Genomic DNA, 22,804 nt, shown 5'->3' on the forward strand with positions numbered 1-22,804 from the left:
TGGGGCAGGGAGACAGCAACCTAACCCGGTCCATACACCCGCGTGCGTCGTTGCGATGAACGCCGGATGACGCCCGGTGACCCCCGACGGGCCCGCAGGGGCCCGATCGCGTCCACGCCACGCGCCGGCCTGCGGGATCCGGAGCGGGCACCCAAAGAGAGCGCCGGATCTCGTCAGGTCTCGCTCTTGCCGCACACCGGCGACGTCGTTCTAGCGGCCCGGAGTTTTTACCGAGCCGCAGTTCTCACCGCGGTGCAGTTCTTACCGAGTTGCCGGGCGCAGCTCGTGGCGCTGGCGCCACACGCCGCGGAAGAACTCATAGCCCGACCACAGCGTCAGGGCCACCGCGACCACCAGGCAGGCCTGGGAGACGTAGAAGAGCACCTCGCCGGGCACCTCGGCCCACGACGGCAGGTCGGGGTCGCGCAGCGGCAGCACCAGACCGCCGAGCGCCAGCGCCTGGACGGTGGTCTTCAGCTTGCCGAGGTCGGCGGCCGCGATCACGACCTTCTTCAGCACCGAGAGGCGCAGCAGCGTGACGCTCCACTCGCGCAGCAGCACCACGATGGTGACCCACCACCAGATGTCGCCGACGATCGAGAGACCGATGAAGGCCATGCCGGTGATCGCCTTGTCCGCGATCGGGTCGGCGACCTTGCCGAAGTCCGTGACCAGGTTGTGCTTGCGGGCCAGGTCCCCGTCGATCTTGTCGGTGATCATCGCGACCACGAACAGCACCCAGGCGACGAGCCGCCAGGTGATCGAGTCCCCGCCGTCCATCAGCAGCGCCCAACCGAAGAACGGCACCATGACGATGCGCAGCGTGGTCAGCACGTTGGGCACGTTGAGGTTGCTGGGGCGTGCCCCCGCGTCGGTCATCGGCCGGCTCCGGCCGCCGGGACGGCGACCAGGTCGACGCCGTCGGTGGAGACCACGCGGGCGCGCACCAGGTCGCCGACACGGGCGACGAACGGGAGGTCCTCGAGGTACGTCGTACCGTCCACCTCGGGGCCCTGGTGGGCCGCGCGACCGGCGATCTCGCCGTCCTCGACGGACTCCACGAGGACCTCGACCTCCTCGCCGAGCCGCTCCTCCGCGCGCTGCGCGTTGAGCTCCTCGACCAGCGCGGTGACGTGCTCGGTGCGGGCGCGGACCTCGTCCTCGTCGAGCTTGCCGTCGTAGCCGGCGGCCTCCGTGCCGTCCTCGTCGGAGTAGCCGAAGACGCCGGTGACGTCCATGCGGGCGGCGACCAGGAAGTCGCAGAGGGTCTCGAGGTCCTCCTCGGTCTCGCCGGGGAAGCCGACGATCACGTTGGAGCGCACCCCGGCGGTCGGCGCGAGCGAGCGCACCCGGTCGAGCAGCCCGAGGAAGCTCTCCGGGTCGCCGAAGCGCCGCATCCGGCGCAGCACCGTGGCGCTGGCGTGCTGGAAGGACAGGTCGAAGTAGGGCACCACGCCCGGGGTGTTCGCGATCGCCTCGACCAGGCCCGGACGGGTCTCGGCCGGCTGGAGGTAGGAGACCCGGACCCGGTCGACGCCGTCGATGGCGGCGAGCTCGGGGAGCATCGTCTCCAGCAGACGCAGGTCGCCGAGGTCCTTGCCGTACGACGTGGAGTTCTCGCTGACGAGGAACAGCTCGCGCACGCCCTGCTCGGCGAGCCAGCGCGCCTCGGACAGCACGTCGGCCGGACGGCGGCTGACGAAGGAGCCGCGGAAGGCCGGGATCGCGCAGAACGAGCAGCGCCGGTCGCAGCCGCTGGCCAGCTTCAGCGGGGCCATCGGCCCGCCGTCGAGACGGCGGCGCAGGCCGCGGGGGCCGCTGGCCGGGCCGCCGACGCCGAGGTCGCCGGTGGTCGCGACGGCGTGCCCGGGCACGCTGACGGCGTCCGTGGAGCGCTCGGTGGGCGAGATCGGGAGCAGCCGGCGACGGTCCTGCGGGGTGTGCGGGTGGTGGGTCTCCCCCGCCACGATCGAGCGCAGGCGGGCGGCGATGTCGGGGTAGTCGTCGAAGCCGAGGACCGCGTCGGCCTCCGGGAGCGACTCCGCGAGGTCCTTGCCGTAGCGCTCGGCCATGCAGCCCACGGCCACGACGGCCTGGGTGCGACCGGTCTCCTTGAGGTCCGCGGCCTGCAGCAGCGTGTCGACGGAGTCCTTCTTGGCGGCCTCGACGAACCCGCAGGTGTTGACCACCACGGTGTCGGCGTCCTCGGGGTCGTCGACGAGCAGGAATCCGCCGGCCTCGAGGCGGCCGGCGAGCTCCTCGGAGTCGACCTCGTTGCGGGCGCAGCCGAGCGTCACCAGGGCGACCGACAGGGGCGTGGGCGCCGCGTCGGGGCGCGCTGTGTCAGGGAGGGTCATGGCGTTACCGAGTATGACGCCTCGACGGCGTTGCACCGTAATGCGACACCGGGCGGGTGACCGTGCTCACGCACGGCGCACCCGCCCGGGGACGTCGACCGGCAGATCGCCGGCGCTCGGTACGGCGCTGCTCAGCGGCTCCCGAAGGTCCGCGTCGAGCGCGTGCCGGTGTCGCCGACCGGCTGCGCCTCGACCCCGTCGACGGAGACCTCCAGGGACCCGTCGGAGGTGATGACCTGCACCGGCTGGACCACCTTGGCGAGGCTCTTGGTCTGGCCGAAGGCGAGGTCGCCGTCGAACACCGTCTTGCCGTTGCCGTCCACGACCTTGACCGTGGCGCCGCCGCCCGCGGCGTCGAGGAGGACCGGCACCGGCTCACCGGGAGCGGCCAGGCCGCCGGAGCCGTTGAGCGTCGGAGCCTCGTTGAGGGTGGAGGGGCTGTCCATCACCAGCCGGGCCACCGACCACGCGAGGACCAGCACCATCACGGTGGCGACGAGCACCGACCAGTTCGGGCCGCCGCGGGTGCCGCGGATGCCGCCGTGGACGCCCGTGGCCAGCTCGGCCTCGAAGACGCGCCGCGGGCTGATCGGCGCGTCGGCGTACTTGGCGTCGTACTCGGCGAGCAGCGGAGCGGCGTCGGTGCCCAGCACGCGGGCCAGCGTGCGCAGGTGCCCGCGGGCGTAGAAGTCACCGCCGCACGGCGTGAAGTCGTCGACCTCGATGGACTCGATGACGTGCGGGCGGATCCGGGTGCGCTCGGCCAGCTGGTCGACGCTGAGACCCAGCCGGGTGCGAGCCGCCGCCAGCTCCGGGCCGATCACCGGATCGGCGGCCGGGACCGCGGAGAAGTCCTCGATGACGATCGGCTCGACCGGCTCGCCGGCCTTCGCGATCGGCGAGACCCGGTCGCCCCACAGCAGGGTGTCCTCGACCAGGCTCACGCTGCCGGGACGGCGCAGCTCGCGGGCCTCCGGGAGCCGGCCGGCGCTGCCGTCGTCGTGCTCGGAGGGGTCCAGGCGCAGCGCGTTCGCACCCTGGGTGATGTCCAGGGTGAGGTCGCTGCGCACCTCGATGCGGGTCGCGCTCAGCGGCTCGCGCAGCGGGCTCGGCGTCGCGCTGGCCACCAGCGGCAGCCCGGCCGGCGGGCCGCTCGGAGCGCTCGAGCCGGTGAACGGGGCGTCGACGGAGACGTCGGCCGACGAGCCGCCGGTACCACGGCGCAGCCGCGAGGCCACCGCCCCGATCCCGCGCGCGAGCGTGGGCCGCGGGTCCGGCAGCCGGGGGCCGTCGGACGGGGCGTCCGGGGTCGCGTCGCCGTGGGTCGTCGCGACCGGCTCGGTGAAGCCGGTGGTCTCCCCCGGCTCGGTGGTCTCGACGTGCTCGACCGGCGCGGTCGGCTCGACCGGGTCGGAGTCTTCGGCGAGGTCCTCGGGGGCCTCGATCTCGTCGATGGCCTCGGCGTCCTCCGTCGCGAACCGGTCCAGCTCGACGATCTCGCTGGCACCGCGGGTGAGCCGGGCGAGGGCGTCGGTCAGGTCGCCGCCGTCGCCGACGACCGAGGTCGAGATCGCCAGCGGGACGGCGACCGCGGCGCCGTCGTGGGTGAAGACCTCCAGGCGGCCGTCGCGCAGCAGTCCGTGGCGCGGCAGGTGCTCGACGGCGTCGATGTCGTTCCACGGCATGCCGTGCCAGGCGCGGCCCTGGCGCACCCGGATGCCGTGCTGGTCGGCGACCAGCAGCGGGGTGCGCGCGTCCACGAAGCCCTGGAGCCAGGCGGCGGCGAGCAGGCCCATCACGGCCGTCAGCGTCCAGTCGATCCACGCGCCGGTGCCGCTGGCGCGCGAGAGGTAGAGGATCGCGACGACCGCGGCCACGCCGCCGATCGCGGCGGCCAGGCCACCGTTGCGGCGCACCTCCACGACACCGTCGGGCAGGAGTGAGGAGTCGTACGCCTCCGGCTGCTCGTCGTGCACGGTCGGGTCGTCGTACGTGGGCTGGCTGCTCACATCTCCCCCTGCAAGGTAGCGATCACACCGTCGATCTCGTCGGGCTTGACGAGCACGTCACGGGCCTTGGATCCCTCGCTGGGACCCACCACGCCACGGCTCTCCATGATGTCCATCAGGCGCCCGGCCTTGGCGAAGCCCACGCGCAGCTTGCGCTGGAGCATCGAGGTCGAGCCGAACTGCGTGGAGACGACGAGCTCCACGGCCTGGATGACCAGGTCGAGGTCGTCGCCGATGTCGTCGTCGAGGTCCTTCTTCGACGCGGCCGGTGCCGTCACGTCCTCGCGGTACTCCGGCTCCAGCTGGGTCTTGCAGAAGGTCACGACCTGGGCGATCTCGGCCTCGCTGACCCAGGAGCCCTGCACACGCACGGGCTTGGAGGCACCCATCGGCAAGAAGAGCCCGTCGCCCTGGCCGACCAGCTTCTCCGCGCCCGGCTGGTCCAGGATGACCCGGCTGTCGGCGAGCGAGGAGGTGGCGAAGGCCAGGCGCGAGGGCACGTTGGCCTTGATCAGGCCGGTGACCACGTCGACCGAGGGCCGCTGGGTGGCGAGCACCAGGTGGATGCCGGCGGCACGCGCCAGCTGGGTGATGCGGACGACCGAGTCCTCGACGTCGCGCGGGGAGACCATCATCAGGTCCGCGAGCTCATCGACGATCACCAGCAGGTAGGGGTAGGGCGAGAGCGTGCGCTCCGAGCCCAGCGGCACCTCGACCTTGCCCGCCCGGACGGCCTTGTTGAAGTCGTCGATGTGGCGGAAGCCGAAGTTGGCCAGGTCGTCGTAGCGCTGGTCCATCTCGCGCACGACCCACTGCAGCGCCTCGGCGGCCTTCTTGGGGTTGGTGATGATCGGGGTGATCAGGTGCGGGACGCCCTCGTAGGCGTTCAGCTCGACCCGCTTGGGGTCGACCATGATCATCCGGACCTCGTCGGGCGTGGCCCGCATCAGCACCGAGGTGATCATCGAGTTGATGAACGAGGACTTGCCCGAGCCGGTGGCGCCGGCCACCAGCAGGTGCGGCATCTTGGCCAGGTTGGCGACCACGAAGCCGCCCTCGACGTCCTTGCCGAGCCCGGCGATCATCGGGTGGTGCGCGGCGCGGGCGGCGTTCGAGCGGAGCACGTCGCCGAGGGAGACGATCTCCTTGTCCAGGTTGGGGATCTCCACGCCGACCGCGGACTTGCCGGGGATGGGCGAGAGGATCCGGACATCGGCGGAGGCGACCGCGTAGGCGATGTTCTTCTGGATGTTGGTGATCTTCTCGACCTTCACCCCGGGGCCGAGCTCGACCTCGTAGCGGGTGACCGTCGGGCCACGGGTGTAGCCGGTGACGTGCGCGTCGATGCTGAACTCGTCGAGCACGCTCTGCAGGCGCAGCACGACGTCGTCGCTGGCCTTGGAGCGCAGCTTGTGCGGCGAGCCCGGCTTGAGCAGGTCGTCGGCGGGCAGCGAGTAGACCACGTCGCCGGACAGCGCGAGCTGCTCGACGCGGGCGGGGATCGGCGAGTGCGGCGGCGGCTCGAGGTCGCCCTTCCGGCCCGAGGCGGACGCACCGTGGTCGGGGTCGGGCACGACCGGGGAGACCACCGGGGTGAGCTGGGTGGGCGCCTCGGCGAACAGGTCGATCCCGACGTCCCCGTCGGTCTCGTCGGCGTCGTCGGCTGCGTCGGCGGCCTTCTTGCGGGCCTCCTTGCGCGCGTCCTGCTCCAGCGCGACGTCGATGGCGTCCCGCTTGCGCTGGCGCTGGCGCTTGGCGACCTCGCGGTCCTCCAGCACCGGGGTGTCGTACGCCGGGTCGCCCATGTCGGGGTCGATCTCGTCGTCGTGGTGGCGGCGCGAGCGTCCCCGCGCGGGGGCCTCGTCGTCCTCGTCGGCCAGCGCGCGGCCGGTCAGGCGGTCGCTGAGGTCGCGCAGCCGGTCGGGCACCTGGTACAGCGGCGTCGCGGTGATGACCAGCACGCCGAAGAAGGAGAGCAGCCCGAGCAGCGGCACCACGACGTACGCCGAGCGCAGCAGGTCGAGCAGCAGCGAGGAGACCACGAAGCCGACCGCGCCCCCGGCGTCCTGCAGCGGGCTGGCGTCGCCCTGCACCGGCTCGGGGCTGCCGTTGGCGATGTGCACGATGCCGAGCACGCCGAAGGCGAGCGCGGCCCAGCCGACCACCTGACGCCCGACCGGGCCGTTGCCGACCGGGTCGCGCATGGTGCGCCAGCCCATCCACACCAGGCCGAGCGGGACCAGCCAGGCGACCTTGCCGACCGTGCCGGCGACCATCGTGCGCGCCAGGTCCATGGCCGAGCCGCCGACCTGGAACCAGACAGCCGCGGCGACCACGACCGCGAGACCGATGAGCAGCAGGCCGGCACCGTCGCGACGGTGCTCGGGCTCGAGGTCACGCGCGCTGCGCCCCACGCTGCGGGCGGTGGCGCCGATGGCGTGGGCCAGGCCCAGCCAGAGCGCGGTCAGGCCGCGACCGAGCGCCATGAAGATCCGGGCGACCGGTCCTGGGCCGCTGCGCACGGCGCGCGGCGCCGGCCGTGAGGCCGCGGAGCGCGACCGACTGGCCGGCTTGCGCTGGGCCGTGCCGGAGCGGGTCGAGGAGCTGGTACTCCGGGGTCGGGTGCTTGAACCAGTCTTGGCGGATCCACGGGATCCGCTCGAGGACGTGCTCTTGCTCCGCGACCCCGGCGGGGAAGACGTACGGGTCGCCATGGTGACGACACTAGGCCAACGCCCCACCCGTCACAGGGACCACAGCCGTTCGGCCGGGGGTGTGTCGCGGCCGCGGCACTACGACCTGCCAGCGCGTAGGCGGGCCGCGCCGGGGGCCGCAAGCCTTCCCGCCCGAAGGAGTCGTCTGCGGACGATTTCCGGCGTGCCTCTGGACCGCTGTCCCCGGCGGTCCCTACTGTGCCTGCACGGCCACCTGCAGGAGGTCGCCTGTGTCACCCGACTCGGAGGGGAAGCATTCGTGAAGTTCTCCATGCAGGGCCTGAGCCTTGCACTCATCGCTGCCGGCCTCGCGGCCGCACCGGGGCTCCAGGCCTCGGCCGCGGGGCCCGCACCCCGGACCGCCGCTCCCGACGACGCCCTCGTCGCCAAGATGCGCAACGCCGCCGAGGGCAAGGTCACCCTCACCCGTGAGGACGCGACCGGCGCCGTCGGCTTCGTCCGCGCAGACGACCTGCTCCCCTCGGTGGAGGGCGGCTCGCGCAAGGGCTCGGTCGACAAGGCTTCGGCCTACCTCGACCGCTACGCCCACGCGTTCGGCGCGCCGCGCGCCCAGCTCGTGCAGAGCGGCGTCGTCGCCGACGAGCACGGCTGGACAGTCGACTACGTCCAGCGCTACCGCGGCGTGGAGGTGTTCGGCTCCCGGCTGCGCGCCCACCTCGACCGCCAGGGCGACCTGACCGCCGTCAACGGCTACGTCGCCCCCGACCTCGAGCTCTCCACCTCCCCGCGCCTCAACGCCGTCGAGGCCGGCGAGCGCGCCATCGCCACGGTCCAGGCCGACCCGCCCGAGGGGGCCCGCCCCGGTGGCCTCGAGGCCGCCGCCAGCGACCTGGTGATCTACCGCCTCGGCGCCATCAAGGGCGAGGCCGGCGACGCCGTCCTGGCCTACGAGGTCGAGGTGACCAACGGCCGCGACGTGCGCGAGACGGTGATCGTCGACGCCGCCAGCGGCAAGCCGGTCAACCGCTGGTCGATGATCCACAGCGTCGAGCGCGAGCTCTACGAGGCGTCGGTCAACAACGAAGGCACGCCCGACGACGACACCGACGACACCGTCAAGCTCGACCGGGTCTGGCGCGAGGGCAACCCCCGCGACGGCCTCAACGAGTCCCAGGCAGACCTGATCGACGGCACGGGCGACGCGTACTGGTTCTTCTACAACGCCTTCGGCCGCGACTCCTACGACGACCGCGGCGCGATCATGCGTACCGTCAACAACGACCCCCGCATCAGCTGCCCCAACGCCAACTGGAACGGCGTGACGACCAACTACTGCAACGGCGTCACCAGCGACGACACCGTCGCCCACGAGTGGGGCCACGCCTACACCGAGTACACCTCGGGGCTGATCTACCAGTGGCAGGCCGGCGCGATGAACGAGTCGTTCTCCGACATCTGGGGCGAGACCGTCGACCAGATCAATGAGCGGTTCAACGAGGTGCCCAACACCCGCCGCACCGACGCTCAGTGCTCGGACTACACGCGGGGCCCGATCAAGATGACGATCAACTCCCCCGCGTCGATCGCCGGTCCCTGTGACGCGGCGCCGGCCTCGTTCGGCCCGGTCTTCTCCGAGCCGGTGACCACCGACGTCGTGGTCGCCACCGACGACGCCGCCGACGGCACCACCGCCACCGACGGCTGCACGGCGTTCACCAACGCCGGTGAGGTCGCCGGCAAGTTCGCCTACGTCGACCGCGGCACCTGCTCGTTCGCGATCAAGGCGGCCAACGCGGAGGCGGCCGGCGCCACCGGCATCGTGGTCGGCAACAACGACCCGGAGGGCGCGCCGATCTCGATGTCCGGCAGCGCCGACATCTACGGCCTGATGATCCGCGCGGCCGACGGCGCGAAGATCAAGTCCGCGACCGAGACGGTCAACATCACCGTCGGCCCGGCCGGTGAGGACAAGACCGACGACTCCTACCGCTGGCTCTCCGGCGAGGGCGACCCCGCCTTCGGCGGCGCGATCCGCGACATGTGGAACCCGAACTGCTACGGCGACCCGGGCAAGGTCTCCGACGCCGAGTACCACTGCAGCACCGACGACTCCGGCGGCGTGCACAGCAACTCCGGGGTCCCGAACCACGCCTTCGCCCTGCTGGTCGACGGCGGCACCTTCAACGGCGTCACCGTGGACGGCATCGGGCTGACCAAGGCCGCGCACGTCTTCTGGCGCACCCAGGCCAACTACCTGACGCCGACGTCGGACTTCACCGACCTCGCCGACGGGCTGGCGGCCTCGTGCACCGACCTCACCGCTCGCGGGATCAACGCGCTCTCGACCCAGGCCCGCGACCAGCAGGCCTCGGACGAGGTCATCGACGCCGCCGACTGCGCCTCGGTCACCGCCGTCGCCGCGGCGGTCGAGCTCGACCAGGAGCCCACGCAGTGCGACTTCAAGCCGCTGCTCGACCCCGACGCCCCCGAGCTCGAGTGCGGGGACGGTCTGCAGACCGAGGTCGTGTGGTCCGAGGACTTCGAGGACGGCCTGGCCGGCTGGACCCAGGACGAGGAGCTCACCTTCGAGGCCGGCCACGGCTACGAGTGGACCACCGTGGCCGACGCGCCCGGCGGGCACACCTCGCAGGTCGCCTTCGCACCCGACCCGGCCGACGAGGGGAGCTGTGCCGGCGACGCCGACGACGTCTCCAGCCGCAACGGGCTGATCAGCCCGGTCCTCACGCTGCCCGCGGGCACCTCGCCGCGGATGACGTTCGACCACTACGTCGCCACCGAGGCGTCGTGGGACGGCGGCAACGTGAAGGTCAGCGTCAACGGCGGCGACTTCGAGCTGCTGCCCGAGAAGGCCTTCCTCTTCAACGGCCCGAACGCCCCCCTGGCCACCGAGGCCGAGGACAACACCAACCCGATGGCCGGCGAGCCCGCCTGGACCGGCACCGACGGCGGCGAGATCCGCGGCAGCTGGGGCCAGACCCAGGTGGACCTGAGCACCATCGGCAAGGCCGGCGACTCGCTGCAGTTCCGCTTCGACATGGGTCGCGACGGCTGCAACGGCATCGACGGCTGGTACGTCGACGACATCGAGGTCGTCGTCTGCTCCGAGGGCACCGTCGAGCCGCCGGTGGCTGCGGTGCGCTCCACCACCACCGCGACGACGAAGCCGGCGAAGGTCACCCGCGGCGGCACCTTCCAGGCCCTCGTCACGGTCAAGGCCGCGGGCACGACGCCGGCCGGCAGCGTGCAGTTGCTGACCAAGGGCAAGAAGGTCGCCCGCGGCACGCTCGGCGCCAACGGCAAGGTGCGGCTCACGGTGAAGGCGACCGGGCAGCGGTTCAAGCCCGGCACGCACACCCTGGTCGCGAAGTACCTCGGCAGCGACACGGTCAAGGCCAGCCGGACCACCTTCAAGGTCCGGGTGATCGCCGCGAGGTGAGCACGACGAACGGGCCCCGCCGGACAGTGTCCGGCGGGGCCCGTTCTCGTTCTCGGTGTGGCTCAGGCCTCGATGACCACCGGGATGATCATCGGACGACGACGGTGGGCGTTGCTGACCCAGCGCCCGATCGTGCGGCGCACGGTCTGCTGGAGCTGGTAGGTGTCGGTGTTGCCCTCGGTGATCGCACGGTTCAGCGCGTCGATGATCGGCTGCTTGATGTCCTCGAAGTCCGCGTCGGAGAAGGTGTTGCCCCGCGCGTGGATCTCCGGGCCGGACGCGACCTTGCCGCTGACCGAGTCGACCACGACGATGACCGAGACGAACCCCTCCTCGCCGAGGATCCGACGGTCCTTCAGGTCGGACTCGGTGATGTCGCCGACCGAGGAGCCGTCGACGAAGACGTAGCCGCAGTCGACCTTGCCGGTGACCTTGGCGACCCCGTCGACGAGGTCGACCACGACGCCGTCCTCGGCGATGACGACGTTCTCCACGCCGGTGGCCTTGGCGAGCTCGCCGTTGGCCAGCAGGTGCCGGATCTCGCCGTGCACCGGCATCACGTTGCGCGGCTGGACGATGTTGTAGCAGTACAGGAGTTCGCCGGCGCTGGCGTGCCCGGAGACGTGCACCATCGCGTTGCCCTTGTGCACCACCCGCGCGCCCCAGCGGGCCAGGCCGTTGATGACGCGGTAGACGGCGTTCTCGTTGCCCGGGATCAGGCTCGAGGCGAGCAGGACGGTGTCGCCCTCCTCGATGTGCACGAAGTTGTGGTTGCGCTGGGCGATCCGGCTCAGCGCGCTCATCGGCTCGCCCTGCGAGCCGGTGGAGATCAGGACCTGGCGCTCGGGCGCGAGGTGCGCGAGCTCCTTGGCCTCGACCAGCACGCCCTCGGGGACGGTGAGGTAGCCCAGGTCGCGCGCGATCGCCATGTTGCGCACCATCGAGCGACCGACGTAGGCGACCTTGCGGTTGTGCGCCACGGCGGCGTCGAGGACCTGCTGCACACGGTGCACGTGGGAGGCGAAGCAGGCCACGATGATGCGCTGGGTGGACTCGCGGAACACCTGGTCGATGACCGGGGTGATGTTCTTCTCCGCCGGGGTGAACCCGGGCGTCTCCGCGTTGGTGGAGTCGGTGAGGAACAGGTCCACGCCCGCCTCGCCGAGGCGGGCGAAGGCGCGCAGGTCGGTGATCCGGCCGTCCAGCGGCAGCTGGTCCATCTTGAAGTCGCCGGTGTGCAGCACGACCCCGGCACCGGTGCGGATCGCGACCGCGAGCGCGTCGGGGATGGAGTGGTTGACCGCGACGAACTCGAGCTCGAAGGGCCCGAAGGTCATCGTGTCGCCCTCGCGCACCTGGTGGTGCACGGTCTGGCGCAGCCGGTGCTCGCGCAGCTTGGAGTCCAGCAGCGCGAGGGTCAGCTCGGAGCCGACCAGCGGGATGTCCTGGCGCTCGCGCAGGAGGTACGGCGTGGCGCCGATGTGGTCCTCGTGCCCGTGGGTCAGCACCAGCGCCTCGATGTCCTCGAGGCGGTCGCGGATCGAGGAGAAGTCCGGGAGGATCAGGTCGACGCCGGGCTGGTGGTCCTCGGGGAACAGCACGCCGCAGTCGACGATCAGCAGGCGCCCGTCGTACTCGAAGACGGTCATGTTGCGCCCGACGTCGCCCAGGCCGCCGAGCGGGGTCACCCGAAGGCCTCCCTTGGCCAGTGCGGGCGGTGCGGACAGCTCGGGGTGGGAGTGGCTCAAGATGTGGGTTCCTTACTGCAGTAGATCGGCCGCGACCAGGGCCGCGCGCAGCGCGGCGACCTCGTCGTCGTCCAGCTCCACCAGAGGGGAGCGGACGCGCCGGTTGTCGAGTACGCCGAGGAGCTGGAGCGCTGCCTTGGCGGTGGTGGCTCCGTAGTTGGCGACGCCCATCACGGCGTCGATCGCGGGGAGCATCCGCGTGAAGATCTCGAGGGCCTTGACGGCGTCGCCGGCCCGGTAGGCGTCGTGCATGGCACGCAGCTCGTTGCCCATCACGTGTCCGCACACGGACACGAAGCCGGCGGCACCGTGCGCCAGCCAGCCGAGGTTGGCGATGTCGTCGCCGGAGTAGACGGCGTAGCCCATCTGCATGATGCGCACGCCGCGGGGCAGGTCGCCGACGGCGTCCTTGACCGCCACGACGCTCTCCCAGTCGGCCATCGCGGCGTAGGTCTCCAGGGAGATCTGGCTGCCGGTGCGACCGGGGATGTCGTAGAGCATGACGGGGAGCTCGGCGGCGTCGACGACCTGGCGGAAGTGCTGCAGGATGCCGCGCTGTCCGGGCTTGTTGTAGTACGGCGTCACCAGCAGCACGCCGTCGGCGCCGTTGCGCCGGGCCTGCTGGGCCAGCGCGATCGAGGTGCGGGTGTCGTTGGTGCCGACGCCGGCGACCAGGGTGGCGCGGTCGCCGACCGCGTCCTTCACGGCGGCGAGGATCTCGCCGTCCTCCGTGGGCGTCGTCGTGGGCGACTCGCCGGTGGTGCCGGAGACGACGAGGCCGTCGTGGCCGTTGTCGACGAGGTGGCGCGCGATGCGGGCGGTGCCGTCGAGGTCGAGTGAGCCGTCGGCGTGGAACGCAGTGGCCATCGCGGTGAGGACGGTGCCGAAGGGTGCAGCCGAGGTCATGCGGGCAAGGCTATCCCCCCACGACCCGCAGGAGCGCCACCGGTCACAGATGCGGCGCCACCTCGGCGGCCACCAGGCGCAGGTGGTCGAGGTCGGTGAGGTCGAGCACCTGCAGGTAGATCCGCTGGGCGCCGGCCTGCGCGTAGGCGCCGATCTTGTCCACGACCTCCTGCGGCGTGCCGGCCAGGCCGTTCTCGCGCAGCTCGGCCACCTCGCGCCCGATCGCGGCGGCGCGCCGGGCGATCTCGGCCTCGTCCTGACCCACGCACAGCACCAGGGCGTTGGACCAGGTCATCGTGGCGGGGTCGCGGTCGAGGTCCTCACAGGCGCGGGTGACCCGCGCGATCTGCGCCCGGGTCTCCTCGAGGTCGACGAACGGGAGGTTGAACTCGTCGGCGTAGCGGGCCGCCAGCGCCGGGGTGCGCCGCTTGCCGCGCCCGCCGATGAGCACCGGCGGGCCAAGGGTCTGCGTCGGCTTGGGCAGAGCGGGCGACCCGGTGACCGGGTAGTGGGTGCCGGCGTGCTCGAAGAGCTTGCCGACCGGGGTGCGCCACAGCCCGGTGATCACCGCGAGCTGCTCCTCGAAGCGGTCGAAGCGCTCGCGGGTGTCGGGGAACGGGATCGCGTACGCCGCGTGCTCGGCGGCGAACCAGCCGGCGCCCAGGCCGAGCTCGACGCGGCCGCCGCTCATCTGGTCGACCTGCGCGACCTGGATCGCCAGCGGACCGGGGTGCCGGAAGGTCGCCGAGGTCATCAGCGTGCCGAGCCGGATGGTGCTGGTCTCGCGCGCCAGCCCGGCCAGCGTGGTCCACGCGTCGGTGGGCCCGGGCAGGCCGTCGCCGCCCATCGTCAGGTAGTGATCGGAGCGGAAGAACGCGCCGTACCCCAGCCGTTCGGCCTCCTGGGCGACCCGCAGCAGGTCGTCGTAGGTCGCGCCCTGCTGGGGCTCGGTGAACACACGCAGCTCGACACCGTTGCTCATGGCCCCACTCTGGCAGGCCGGTGGCTCAGCCGTGCACGCGCACCAGGTGGACCACGTCGAACCCGTCGTGGGCCTCGCGGGCGCTCTCGCGCCACTGCGCGCGGTCGAAGTCGGGGTAGCGGGTGTCGCCCTCGGGGCGCAGGTGCACCTCGCTGAGCACCTGCTCGTCGGCGACGGGGAGCGCGAGCGCGTAGACCGCCGCTCCCCCGGCGACGTAGGCGGTCAGCCCGCGCTCGCCCGCGAGCGCCAGCGCCTCGTCGAGGCCGTGGGCCACGAGCACGCCCTCGGCCGACCAGGACCGGTCGCGGGTGAGCACGATCGTGGTGCGCCCGGGCAGCGGGCGCCCGATCGAGTCGTACGTCGCGCGCCCCATGATCAGCGCGTGGCCCAGCGTCGTACGGCGGAAGTGGGCGAAGTCCTCCGGCAGGTGCCACGGGATCGTGCCGTCCGCGCCGATCACGCCGTTGTCGGCGACGGCCGCGATCAGCACGACCCGGGGCCGCTCAGACGGCAACGGGGGCCTTGATCGCCGGGTGCGGGTCGTAGCCCTCGAGGGTGATGTGCTCGAGGTCGAAGGCGTCGAGCTCGGTCACCGCGGGGTCGAGGCGCAGTGTCGGCAGCGGCCGCGGCTCGCGGGTGAGCTGGAGGCGGGCCTGCTCGAGGTGGTTGCTGTAGAGGTGGGCGTCGCCGAAGGTGTGCACGAAGTCGCCGACCTCGAGGCCGGTCACCTGGGCGACCATGTGGGTCAGCAGCGCGTAGGAGGCGATGTTGAACGGCACGCCGAGGAACACGTCGGCGCTGCGCTGGTAGAGCTGGCACGACAGCCGGCCGGGGCCGTCGGCCTGCGGGGCGACGTAGAACTGGAACATCGTGTGGCACGGCGCCAGCGCCATGGACGGGATGTCGGCGACGTTCCAGGCCGACACGACGTGGCGGCGCGAGTCGGGGTCGGCGCGCAGCTGGGCGACGACCTGGGCGATCTGGTCGACGTGGCCGCCGTCCGGGGTCGGCCAGGAGCGCCACTGCCGCCCGTAGACCGGGCCGAGGTCGCCGTTCTCGTCGGCCCACTCGTCCCAGATCGAGATGCCGCGCTCGTGCAGCCACGCGACGTTGGTGTCGCCGCGCAGGAACCACAGCAGCTCGCCGAAGATCGAGCGGGTGTGCACCTTCTTGGTGGTCACCAGCGGGAAGCCGGCGGTCAGGTCGAAGCGGATCTGGTGTCCGAAGACCGACCGGGTGCCGGTGCCGGTGCGGTCGGACTTCTCCACACCCTCGTCGAGGATGCGCTGGACGAGGTCGAGGTAGGCGCGCACCGCGCGAGCCTAGCCGTCGGCGCCGGGCAGGAGCACGGTGCCGTCCACCGTGGTCGCCGTGTCGCCGCCCACCCAGATGGTGCCGTCCTCGGCGGTCTCGATGTGCACCCGGCCGCGCCGGCCCAGCGCGGTGCCCTGCGAGGCGACGTACGACGCGGGCAGGCGGGAGCCGGCCAGCCACTGGGCGAGCCCGGCGTTGAGGCTGCCGGTGACCGGGTCCTCAGGCATCCCGTAGCCGGGGCAGAACGCGCGCACCTCGATCTCCGCGTCGCTCGCGCCGGGCGGGTAGAGGCCGACGACGCCGATCTTGAGGTCGCCGAACGCCGCGAAGTCGGGCTGCAGGCCGATCACCGCCGTCGCGTCGCCGAGCTGGATCCCGACCCAGCCGGGGCCGTTGTCGATCCAGGCGCTGCCGACGATCTCGGCGACGTCGATGCGCAGCGCGCCGGCGATCCGCGCCAGGTCGGCGTCGGAGACCGGGCCGGAGCGCATCAGCGGCGGGGCCGCGAAGGCCAGCCGGTCGGTGCGCCGGATCCGCACCAGACCCGCGCCGCACTCCTGCACCAGGTCCTCGCCCGCTGGTACGCCGCCGGCCTCGAGCCAGGCGTGCGCGCTGCCGAGCGTGGGGTGCCCGGCGAACGGCAGCTCGCCCCCCGGCGTCCAGATCCGCAGCCGGTAGTCGGCGCCCGGCTCGGTCGGGCGCAACAGGAACGTGGTCTCGGACAGGTTGGTCCAGCGCGCGAACGCCGCCATGTCGGCGTCACTGACGTCGTCGGCGTCGTGGACGACGGCGACCGGGTTCCCGAGCAGCGGGGCGGAGGAGAAGACGTCGACCTGGCGGAAGCGGTGCATGCCCGGCACCGTACCCAGCCGCCGCTCGCTCAGGGGTGCAACGACATCGGGCCGTAGACCGCACGGTCGTGCTCGAAGAGCGTGACCGCGTCGACGCCGGCGGCGGCCAGGTCGGCCCAGATCTCACCGACCCAGGACTCGGCGTCGGCCTGGCTCTCGAAGCGCTGACCGGCGAGCTCGCCCTCGAGGCTCACCTCGGCGCCGCTGGAGTCCTCGGGGCGCCACCACCACGGCTGCTCGGCCGGGACGGGGGCGCGGAACGTCGGGGGCTGGTCGGGAAGGGACACGGCTACACCTCTCGCACGGACGGCTGGACGAACGGGGGCTTGGTCACCACGAAGGCCTCGCGGCGACCGCGGACGTCGACGCCGACCTCGGTGTCGACCTTGACCTGCGGCGGGAGGTAGGCCAGGCCCACCCCCTTGCGCAGCGACGGGGAGAACGTGCCGGAGGTGACCGCACCGATCGAGGCGCCGGAGGCGTCGGACTCCTCCGAGACAGCCATCCCGGGACGCGGGATGCCGCGCCCGGAGGACACGATCCCGCGCAGCACACGGCTCGGGCCGGCGGCGCGCTCGGCGAGCAGCGCCTCGCGACCCCAGAACGACGGCTTGTCCCAGCCGACCGCCCAGCCCAGGCGGGCCTGGACCGGGGTGGTGTCGAGGGTGATGTCCTGGCCGTGGAGCGGGTAGCCCATCTCGGTGCGCAGCGTGTCGCGCGCGCCCAGCCCGCAGGGCACGATGCCGCGCCGGTGCCCGGCGTCCAGGAGCGCGTCCCACAGCGGCACCGCCACGGCATACGGCGCGATGAGCTCATAGCCGCGTTCGCCGGTGTAGCCGCTGCGGCACACCACGACCCGCTCACCGCGGAACGGCGCGATCGCGAAGGACATGTAGTCGTGGCCGACGGGCATGCCGAGCTCGGTCAGCACCTCGTCGGACTCCGGGCCCTGCACGGCGAGCACGACGTGGTCGCGGTGCTCGTCGAGGACGCTCACCCCGGGAGGCGCGTGCTCGGCCAGGCGGCGCGCGACCTCGGCGGAGTTCGACGCGTTGGGGACCAGGAGCACCTCGTCCTCGCCACGGAGGTAGACGATGAGGTCGTCGACGATCCCGCCGGTGGCGTCCTCGCAGCACAGCGTGTACTGCGCCTGACCGGGACGGATCCGGTCGAGGTCGTTGGTGAGCACGGAGTTGACGTACGCCGCGGCGCCGGGGCCGCGCACGACGAGCTTGCCCAGGTGGCTCACGTCGAAGAGGCCGACCCCGGTGCGGACCGCCTGGTGCTCCTTGACCACGCCGGTGGGGTACTCCAGCGGCATCAACCAACCGCCGAACTCGGCGAACTTCGCCCCGAGCTCGGTGTGGCGTTCGTGCAGCGGGGACCTGAGCAGCGGCGCAGTGGTTCCGACCATGGCGTCAACCTACCGTCGACGGCCACCGGTTAGCCTGCAACCGTGACGTCGTACACGCTGCGTAAGGCCAGTCCCGCCAAGACCCGCTGCGACGCTGTCGTCGTCGGTGTCGTGCAGACGCCGAAGGGGGTGCAGCTCGCCCCCGGCGGCGAGGACGTCGCGTCGGCATGGGGCCGCAAGCTCTCGCCGCTGCTCGCCAGCCTGGCGGTGAAGGGCGGCGCCGGGGAGATCACCCGGATCCCGACCGGCGGCACCATCACCGCGCCGCTTCTCGTGCTGGTGGGCCTGGGCAAGGAGCCGACGCCGGTCCAGGTGCGCCGCGCCGCCGGCGCCGCCGCCCGCGCGGTGCCCAACTCCGCCTCCGTCGCGGTGGCGCTGCCCGCGGACTCCCCCGCGCTGGTGCGCGCCGTCACCGAGGGCTGGATGCTCGGCGGCTACACGTTCACGGCGTACAAGTCCGACTCCGCGAAGGAGACCGCGAGCGAGCACCCCGGCGAGGTCGTCGTGCTCACCCCGGACGCACGCGATGCCGAGGTGAAGGCGGCCTTCGAGGAGGCCCAGGTGGTCGCCGAGTCCGTGGCCACCTGCCGCGACTGGGTCAACACCCCGCCCGGCGACCTGCGCCCGCCGGCGTTCGCCGACGCCGTCGAGACCGCGTTCAACGAGATCGGCAGCGGCCGCGGTGCGCCGAAGCTGTCGGTGACGGTGCTCGACGAGAAGCGGCTGGCCGAGCTCGGCTGCGGCGGCATCCTCGGCGTGGGCGCCGGCTCCGACGCGCCCCCGCGACTGGTGGAGATCAGCTACACCCCCAAGGGCGCCACCACCCACCTGGCGCTGGTCGGCAAGGGCATCACCTTCGACTCCGGCGGCCTCAGCATCAAGCCGGCCGCCAACATGCACGAGATGAAGTCCGACATGGGCGGCGCCGCCGCCGTCGTGCAGGCGACCGTCGCGATCGCCCGCCTCGGCCTGCCGGTGCGCGTCAGCACGTTCGTGCCGATGGCCGAGAACATGCTCTCCGGCTCCGCCACCCGCCCCGGCGACGTGCTGCGGATGTACGGCGGCACCACCGTCGAGATCCTCAACACCGACGCCGAGGGCCGCCTGGTGCTGGCCGACGCGCTCGTCCGGGCCACCGAGCAGAAGCCCGACGTCGTGGTCGACGTCGCCACCCTCACCGGCCACATGGTCGTCGCCCTCGGCGACAAGGTCGCCGGCGTGATGGGCTCCCCCGAGATCGTCGAGCAGGTGCGCGCCGCCGCCGCCAGCGCCGGCGAGGACGTCTGGCCGATGCCGATCCCCGAGATCATGGACGAGCGCATCCACTCCTCCAAGATCGCCGATCTCGCCCAGCACGACTGGATCCGCTGGGGCGGCGGGCTGTACGCCGCGGCCTTCCTGCGCGAGTTCACCGCCGGGCTCCCCTGGGCCCACCTCGACATCGCCGGCCCCGCCTACACCTCCGGCGGCCCCTCGGGCCACGTCACCTCCGGCGGCACCGGCTTCGCCGTGGCCACCCTGGTCGACTACGCCCGCGCCCTGGCCACCCGGAAGCACTGACCCCAGCCCGCCGGGTCTCCGCCGGTCGGACGCGGGCGTGTCCGCTGGTCGAGCTTGTCGAGACGCGCCGTTGGACGCGCCACGGAACCGACCTCGCGGTCGAGCGCGGTCTTCGGTTGGTCGAGGCCGTCGACACCCGGCGAGCCGGCCGAGATACCCCTCCCAAGCGACGCCTGGCATGACCGTGACCCCGCCAGGAGGAAGCTGGCGGGGTCCGGGGCGGTGGACCTACTCGTCGGGCGGGTGCGCGGTGACGAGCCGGGTCTCGCCGCGGTCCTTCACGAGGTGGAGCCCGTGGGGCGAGCGCCAGAGGTACGTCGCGGCGTCGGTCTTGTCGTAGGTCCAACTCGTGTGGGTCTTTGCCCGGTGATGTCGGCGACAGAGCGGGGCGAGGTTGCACGAGCACGTCGGGCCGCGTGTCGGGTCGGTGCCGTGAGCGACGACGTGGTCGGTGTCGCAGCGTCGGGCGAGGCGTTCGCACCACGGGAAGGCGCACACCGGCTGGGTGAGACGGGTCTGCTCGGTGAGGCGGTCGGGGACGGCGTAGGCGTCGGTGTGGTGATGGGCGTCCAGGTCGATGACCGGCTTGATGGTCACCTGGGCGTCACCGCTGCACCAGTCGCGGACCTGCTCGGTGGAGACGATGGAGCGGGTCTCCTCGACCGTCGCGATGCCGGCCTCGTCGCGGGAGATCGCGGCGTGCGACAGGTGCACGTGGATGACGACCTGCCGGGGCTTCACCACCGACGCGGCGCCCACACCCGCCTCGGCCGTCAGGTCCAGGGCGAGCTGACGCCGGGCCAGCTCACCGGCCGCCATCGACCGTCGGACGTCCAACGACTCCGTCGCGCCCAGAGCAGCCAGCTCCTCCGCGCCCTGGCGGATCGCGGTGTCCAGATCGAGCGCATCGGCGAGGTCGAGCTCGCCCTCGACCCGCACGGTCCCGTCATGTGTCGCCTCACGGGTGTGCACGTCGAAGCGGCGTCCATCAGCGGCTTCACGGCGCTGCTTCTCGGCACCCTCGGGGTCGAACGTCACGCGGGCCTGGTCCACGAGCCGCTCGATGGTGGCCCAGCCGACCTTCCCGAGCCCGCCCGCGAGCTGGCGGTCCACGAAGTCGGCACCGTCGGGCGGGAGCGAGAGGGTCAGCTGCGCGAGCCGGCGGCCCTTCCAGACCGGGACCATGCCTGCCTTCATCTGCTTCCAGGTCCGCGGCAACCGGTGCGCGAGCTCGAGCGCGGACCCGACCAGCGCCCGGGCCGAGTCCGTCGACATGCCCAGCGCGGCGCCCAGCTCCATCGGCGCGAACTCCGCGACCAGCGGCGTCCCCTCACCCCCGAGCGGGACCGCCACCTCGCCGAAGATCCACCCGACGGTCGGTGTCTGCGTCGAGACCGACTCGGCTGGGTGCATCGCCGCCCACGCCAGCGCCGCCTCTAGGACCAGGAACTCCGCCCGCTGCACCGCAGCCCGCTGCGACTGTGCGAACGCCAGCACGGCAGCTGGGGTGTCGCAGTCGGGGAGCTCGTGGTCGGCCATGCCTCATTCTACTCGAACGCGCGTTCGATCGAAAGGCCGTGCGCGCCCTCGGAAGGTAAAGAAACCGACGCGCCCCGCCGGGACCAGCGGCTACAGACCCTGCTGCTTCCGGCGCCGGTTGTAGTCGCGCATGCGCTGCGGGATGCCGACGACGGCGGCGTCGTACGACGGGACCTGGAAGGTGTTGCAGAAGCGGTGCGCCCAGTCGACGGAGGGGACGCGGCGGCGCGTCCACTCGCCGTCGTGGGCGACGAGGAGCAGCGTCACGTCACTGACGGCGGTCCGTGGCTCGACGAACCCCTCGACGCCGCGGCGCGCGGTGACCCACGTGCGCAGGTGCTCCTCGTCGACCTTGCTCGCTGCCCGGACACTCGTCGAGCCGGTGCGGAACCCGTCCGCTGCCGGCTTGCTCATCCGGCCACCGGAGCGGCGGCGGAAGCGATCCATCAGACCCATGAGGCACAGTCTGCCTGCTCGCACCGCACTTGCGGAGCAGTTCGCCCCGCGCGACCCGGTGTGGACAGCGTGGCGGAAGGTGCGAAGATGGGGCCCCGCTCGCGCGGCACTCACGGAAGGAACACGGTGGCCGACACCGACTACGACGTACTCATCCTCGGCGGAGGCTCGGGTGGCTATGCGTGCGCCCTGCGGGCCGCGCAGCTGGACCTGAGCGTCGCCGTGGTCGAGGAGTCGAAGGTCGGCGGCACCTGTCTCCACCAGGGCTGCATCCCCACCAAGGCCCTCCTGCACGCCGCCGAGGTCGCCGACTCCGCGCGCCACGCCGAGCAGTTCGGCGTGCGCGCCTCGCTCGACGGCATCGACATGGCCGGGGTCCAGGCCTACAAGGACGGCGTCGTCAAGCGCCTGTTCAGCGGCCTGACCGGTCTCGTGCGCAGCCGCGGCATCACGGTGATCGAGGGCCACGGCCGGCTGACCGGCCCGCGCCAGGTCACGGTCGGCGACACCACCTACGCAGCGCGACACGTCGTGCTCGCCTCCGGCTCCTACCCGCGCACGCTGCCCGGCCTCGAGGTCGACGGCGAGCGGGTCCTGACCTCCGACCACGCGCTCTCCCTCGACCGTGTGCCGTCGTCGGTGGCCGTGCTCGCCGGCGGCGTGATCGGCTGCGAGTTCGCGAGCGTGTGGCGCAGCTTCGGCGCCGAGGTCACGATCATCGAGGCGCTCCCCCGGCTCGTCGCCGGCGAGGACGAGGCCTCCTCCAAGGCCCTCCAGCGCGCCTTCACCAAGCGCGGCATCGCCGTGCGCACCGACACCGCCTTCGAGAGCGTCAAGCACACCGACACCGGGGTCGCGGTCACCGTGGCCGGCGGCGAGGTGATCGAGGCCGAGCTGCTGCTCGTCGCCGTCGGGCGCGGCCCGCGCACCGACGGACTCGGGTACGACGAGCAGGGCGTCGCCATGGAGCGCGGCTTCGTGCTCACCGACGAGCGCTGCCGCACCAACCTCGACGGCGTCCGCGCCGTCGGCGACATCGTCCCCGGCCTCCAGCTCGCGCACCGCGGGTTCGCGCAGGGCATCTTCGTGGCCGAGGACATCGCGGGGCTCGACCCTCGCCCGATCGACGAGGCGGGCATCCCCCGGGTCACCTACACCTCACCCGAGGTGGCCTCGGTCGGCCTCGACGAGAACGCCGCCCGCGCGGCGTACGGCGAGGACGGGATCGAGACCCTCACCTACGACCTCGGGGGCAACGGCAAGAGCCAGATCCTCAAGACCCAGGGGTTCGTGAAGCTGATCCGGCGCGCCGACGGTCCCGTCGTCGGCATCCACCTGGTCGGCGACCGGGTGGGCGAGCTCGTGGGCGAGGCCCAGCTGATCCACGGCTGGGAGGGGTACCCCGAAGACGTGGCGCCTCTCGTCCACGCCCACCCCACGCAGCACGAGGCGCTGGGCGAGGCACACCTCGCCCTGGCCGGCAAGCCGCTCCACACGCATTCCTGACACCACCCACATCGAAGAGAACGCGAGCGA

At 72.4% G+C, this 22,804-nt stretch carries 17 protein-coding genes; 3 read left to right on the plus strand and 14 right to left on the minus strand.

From position 1 onward, the window contains the following. Nucleotides 1-261: 261 nt before the first annotated feature. From pgsA to GFH29_RS11960, 4 genes are all read right to left on the minus strand, one after another. The gene (pgsA, locus tag GFH29_RS11945) at nt 262-879 is read right to left on the minus strand and encodes a CDP-diacylglycerol--glycerol-3-phosphate 3-phosphatidyltransferase (protein WP_153323902.1); all 618 of its coding nucleotides are present in this window, start codon (nt 877-879) and stop codon (nt 262-264) included. Continuing rightward, the gene (gene rimO, locus GFH29_RS11950; RefSeq protein WP_228387896.1) at nt 876-2,312 is read right to left on the minus strand and encodes a 30S ribosomal protein S12 methylthiotransferase RimO; all 1,437 of its coding nucleotides are present in this window, start codon (nt 2,310-2,312) and stop codon (nt 876-878) included. The genes pgsA and rimO overlap by 4 nt, the downstream gene beginning before the upstream one ends. Before the next feature lie 176 nt (nt 2,313-2,488). Then, nucleotides 2,489-4,366 (minus strand): helix-turn-helix domain-containing protein, encoded by a 1,878-nt coding sequence (locus GFH29_RS11955; protein WP_153323906.1) that lies wholly within the window; start codon nt 4,364-4,366, stop codon nt 2,489-2,491. After that, the gene (locus tag GFH29_RS11960) at nt 4,363-7,080 is read right to left on the minus strand and encodes a DNA translocase FtsK (protein WP_194289055.1); all 2,718 of its coding nucleotides are present in this window, start codon (nt 7,078-7,080) and stop codon (nt 4,363-4,365) included. Before GFH29_RS11960 ends, GFH29_RS11955 begins: the two co-directional genes overlap by 4 nt. 259 nt (nt 7,081-7,339) lie before the next feature. On the opposite strand from GFH29_RS11960, the gene GFH29_RS20870 reads away from it, so the two are divergent. Continuing rightward, nucleotides 7,340-10,498 (plus strand): M4 family metallopeptidase, encoded by a 3,159-nt coding sequence (locus tag GFH29_RS20870; RefSeq protein ID WP_194289056.1) that lies wholly within the window; start codon nt 7,340-7,342, stop codon nt 10,496-10,498. A gap of 62 nt (nt 10,499-10,560) precedes the next feature. Here the strand turns inward: GFH29_RS20870 and GFH29_RS11970 are convergent, their stop codons facing one another. Genes GFH29_RS11970 through gcvT form a run of 8 tightly spaced genes read right to left on the minus strand, consistent with a single transcriptional unit; the run spans nt 10,561 to nt 17,713 of the window. After that, the gene (locus GFH29_RS11970) at nt 10,561-12,246 is read right to left on the minus strand and encodes a ribonuclease J (RefSeq protein WP_153323912.1); all 1,686 of its coding nucleotides are present in this window, start codon (nt 12,244-12,246) and stop codon (nt 10,561-10,563) included. Between the two features lie 12 nt (nt 12,247-12,258). Next, nucleotides 12,259-13,152 carry a 4-hydroxy-tetrahydrodipicolinate synthase gene (gene dapA, locus GFH29_RS11975; protein WP_153323914.1) on the minus strand — a complete coding sequence of 298 codons (894 nt, stop codon included), beginning with the start codon at nt 13,150-13,152 and terminating at the stop codon, nt 12,259-12,261. A 43-nt stretch (nt 13,153-13,195) separates the two neighbouring features. Then, complete coding sequence (locus GFH29_RS11980; protein ID WP_153323916.1) at nt 13,196-14,134, minus strand: LLM class F420-dependent oxidoreductase; 939 nt, start codon at nt 14,132-14,134, stop codon at nt 13,196-13,198. Between the two features lie 25 nt (nt 14,135-14,159). Beyond that, entirely contained in the window at nt 14,160-14,624 is a 465-nt protein-coding gene (locus GFH29_RS11985; protein WP_267128517.1) for a dihydrofolate reductase, read from the minus strand. 13 nt (nt 14,625-14,637) lie between these two features. Then, a complete protein-coding gene (locus tag GFH29_RS11990; RefSeq protein WP_153323920.1) occupies nt 14,638-15,447 on the minus strand; it encodes a thymidylate synthase in 810 nt (269 codons plus the stop codon). Between the two features lie 9 nt (nt 15,448-15,456). After that, entirely contained in the window at nt 15,457-16,299 is an 843-nt protein-coding gene (locus GFH29_RS11995; protein ID WP_153323922.1) for a PhzF family phenazine biosynthesis protein, read from the minus strand. Between the two features lie 29 nt (nt 16,300-16,328). Further along, nucleotides 16,329-16,586, minus strand: coding sequence for a hypothetical protein (locus GFH29_RS12000; protein ID WP_153323924.1), 258 nt, complete (start codon nt 16,584-16,586; stop codon nt 16,329-16,331). 2 nt (nt 16,587-16,588) lie between these two features. Then, on the minus strand, nt 16,589-17,713 hold the full coding sequence (gene gcvT, locus GFH29_RS12005) for a glycine cleavage system aminomethyltransferase GcvT (RefSeq protein ID WP_153323926.1): 1,125 nt from the start codon (nt 17,711-17,713) through the stop codon (nt 16,589-16,591). Between the two features lie 42 nt (nt 17,714-17,755). On the opposite strand from gcvT, the gene GFH29_RS12010 reads away from it, so the two are divergent. Beyond that, a complete protein-coding gene (locus tag GFH29_RS12010; RefSeq protein WP_153323928.1) occupies nt 17,756-19,273 on the plus strand; it encodes a leucyl aminopeptidase in 1,518 nt (505 codons plus the stop codon). Nucleotides 19,274-19,501: 228 nt separating this feature from the next. Here GFH29_RS12010 and GFH29_RS12015 read toward each other — a convergent pair whose 3' ends face one another. Both GFH29_RS12015 and GFH29_RS12020 read right to left on the minus strand, forming a co-directional pair. Beyond that, nucleotides 19,502-20,812, minus strand: a complete 1,311-nt coding sequence (locus GFH29_RS12015) for an HNH endonuclease signature motif containing protein (RefSeq protein WP_153323930.1) — start codon at nt 20,810-20,812, stop codon at nt 19,502-19,504. Between the two features lie 90 nt (nt 20,813-20,902). Beyond that, entirely contained in the window at nt 20,903-21,268 is a 366-nt protein-coding gene (locus tag GFH29_RS12020; RefSeq protein WP_228387454.1) for a hypothetical protein, read from the minus strand. A 126-nt stretch (nt 21,269-21,394) separates the two neighbouring features. Between GFH29_RS12020 and lpdA the strand changes: the two genes are divergently transcribed. Further along, nucleotides 21,395-22,774 carry a dihydrolipoyl dehydrogenase gene (lpdA, locus tag GFH29_RS12025; protein WP_228387455.1) on the plus strand — a complete coding sequence of 460 codons (1,380 nt, stop codon included), beginning with the start codon at nt 21,395-21,397 and terminating at the stop codon, nt 22,772-22,774. Nucleotides 22,775-22,804: the final 30 nt, after the last annotated feature.

This window comes from Nocardioides sp. dk884, from assembly GCF_009557055.1.
Lineage (GTDB): Bacteria > Actinomycetota > Actinomycetes > Propionibacteriales > Nocardioidaceae > Nocardioides.

Coding starts and splice junctions, on each gene's coding strand:
- GFH29_RS12020 (WP_228387454.1), bottom strand. CDS start 21,268: ATGGGTCTGATGGATCGCTTCCGCCGCCGCTCCGGTGGCCGGATGAGC.
- GFH29_RS11960 (WP_194289055.1), bottom strand. CDS start 7,080: ATGGCGACCCGTACGTCTTCCCCGCCGGGGTCGCGGAGCAAGAGCACG.
- GFH29_RS11995 (WP_153323922.1), bottom strand. CDS start 16,299: ATGCACCGCTTCCGCCAGGTCGACGTCTTCTCCTCCGCCCCGCTGCTC.
- dapA (WP_153323914.1), bottom strand. CDS start 13,152: ATGACCTCGGCTGCACCCTTCGGCACCGTCCTCACCGCGATGGCCACT.
- pgsA (WP_153323902.1), bottom strand. CDS start 879: ATGACCGACGCGGGGGCACGCCCCAGCAACCTCAACGTGCCCAACGTG.
- GFH29_RS12015 (WP_153323930.1), bottom strand. CDS start 20,812: ATGGCCGACCACGAGCTCCCCGACTGCGACACCCCAGCTGCCGTGCTG.
- GFH29_RS11980 (WP_153323916.1), bottom strand. CDS start 14,134: ATGAGCAACGGTGTCGAGCTGCGTGTGTTCACCGAGCCCCAGCAGGGC.
- gcvT (WP_153323926.1), bottom strand. CDS start 17,713: ATGGTCGGAACCACTGCGCCGCTGCTCAGGTCCCCGCTGCACGAACGC.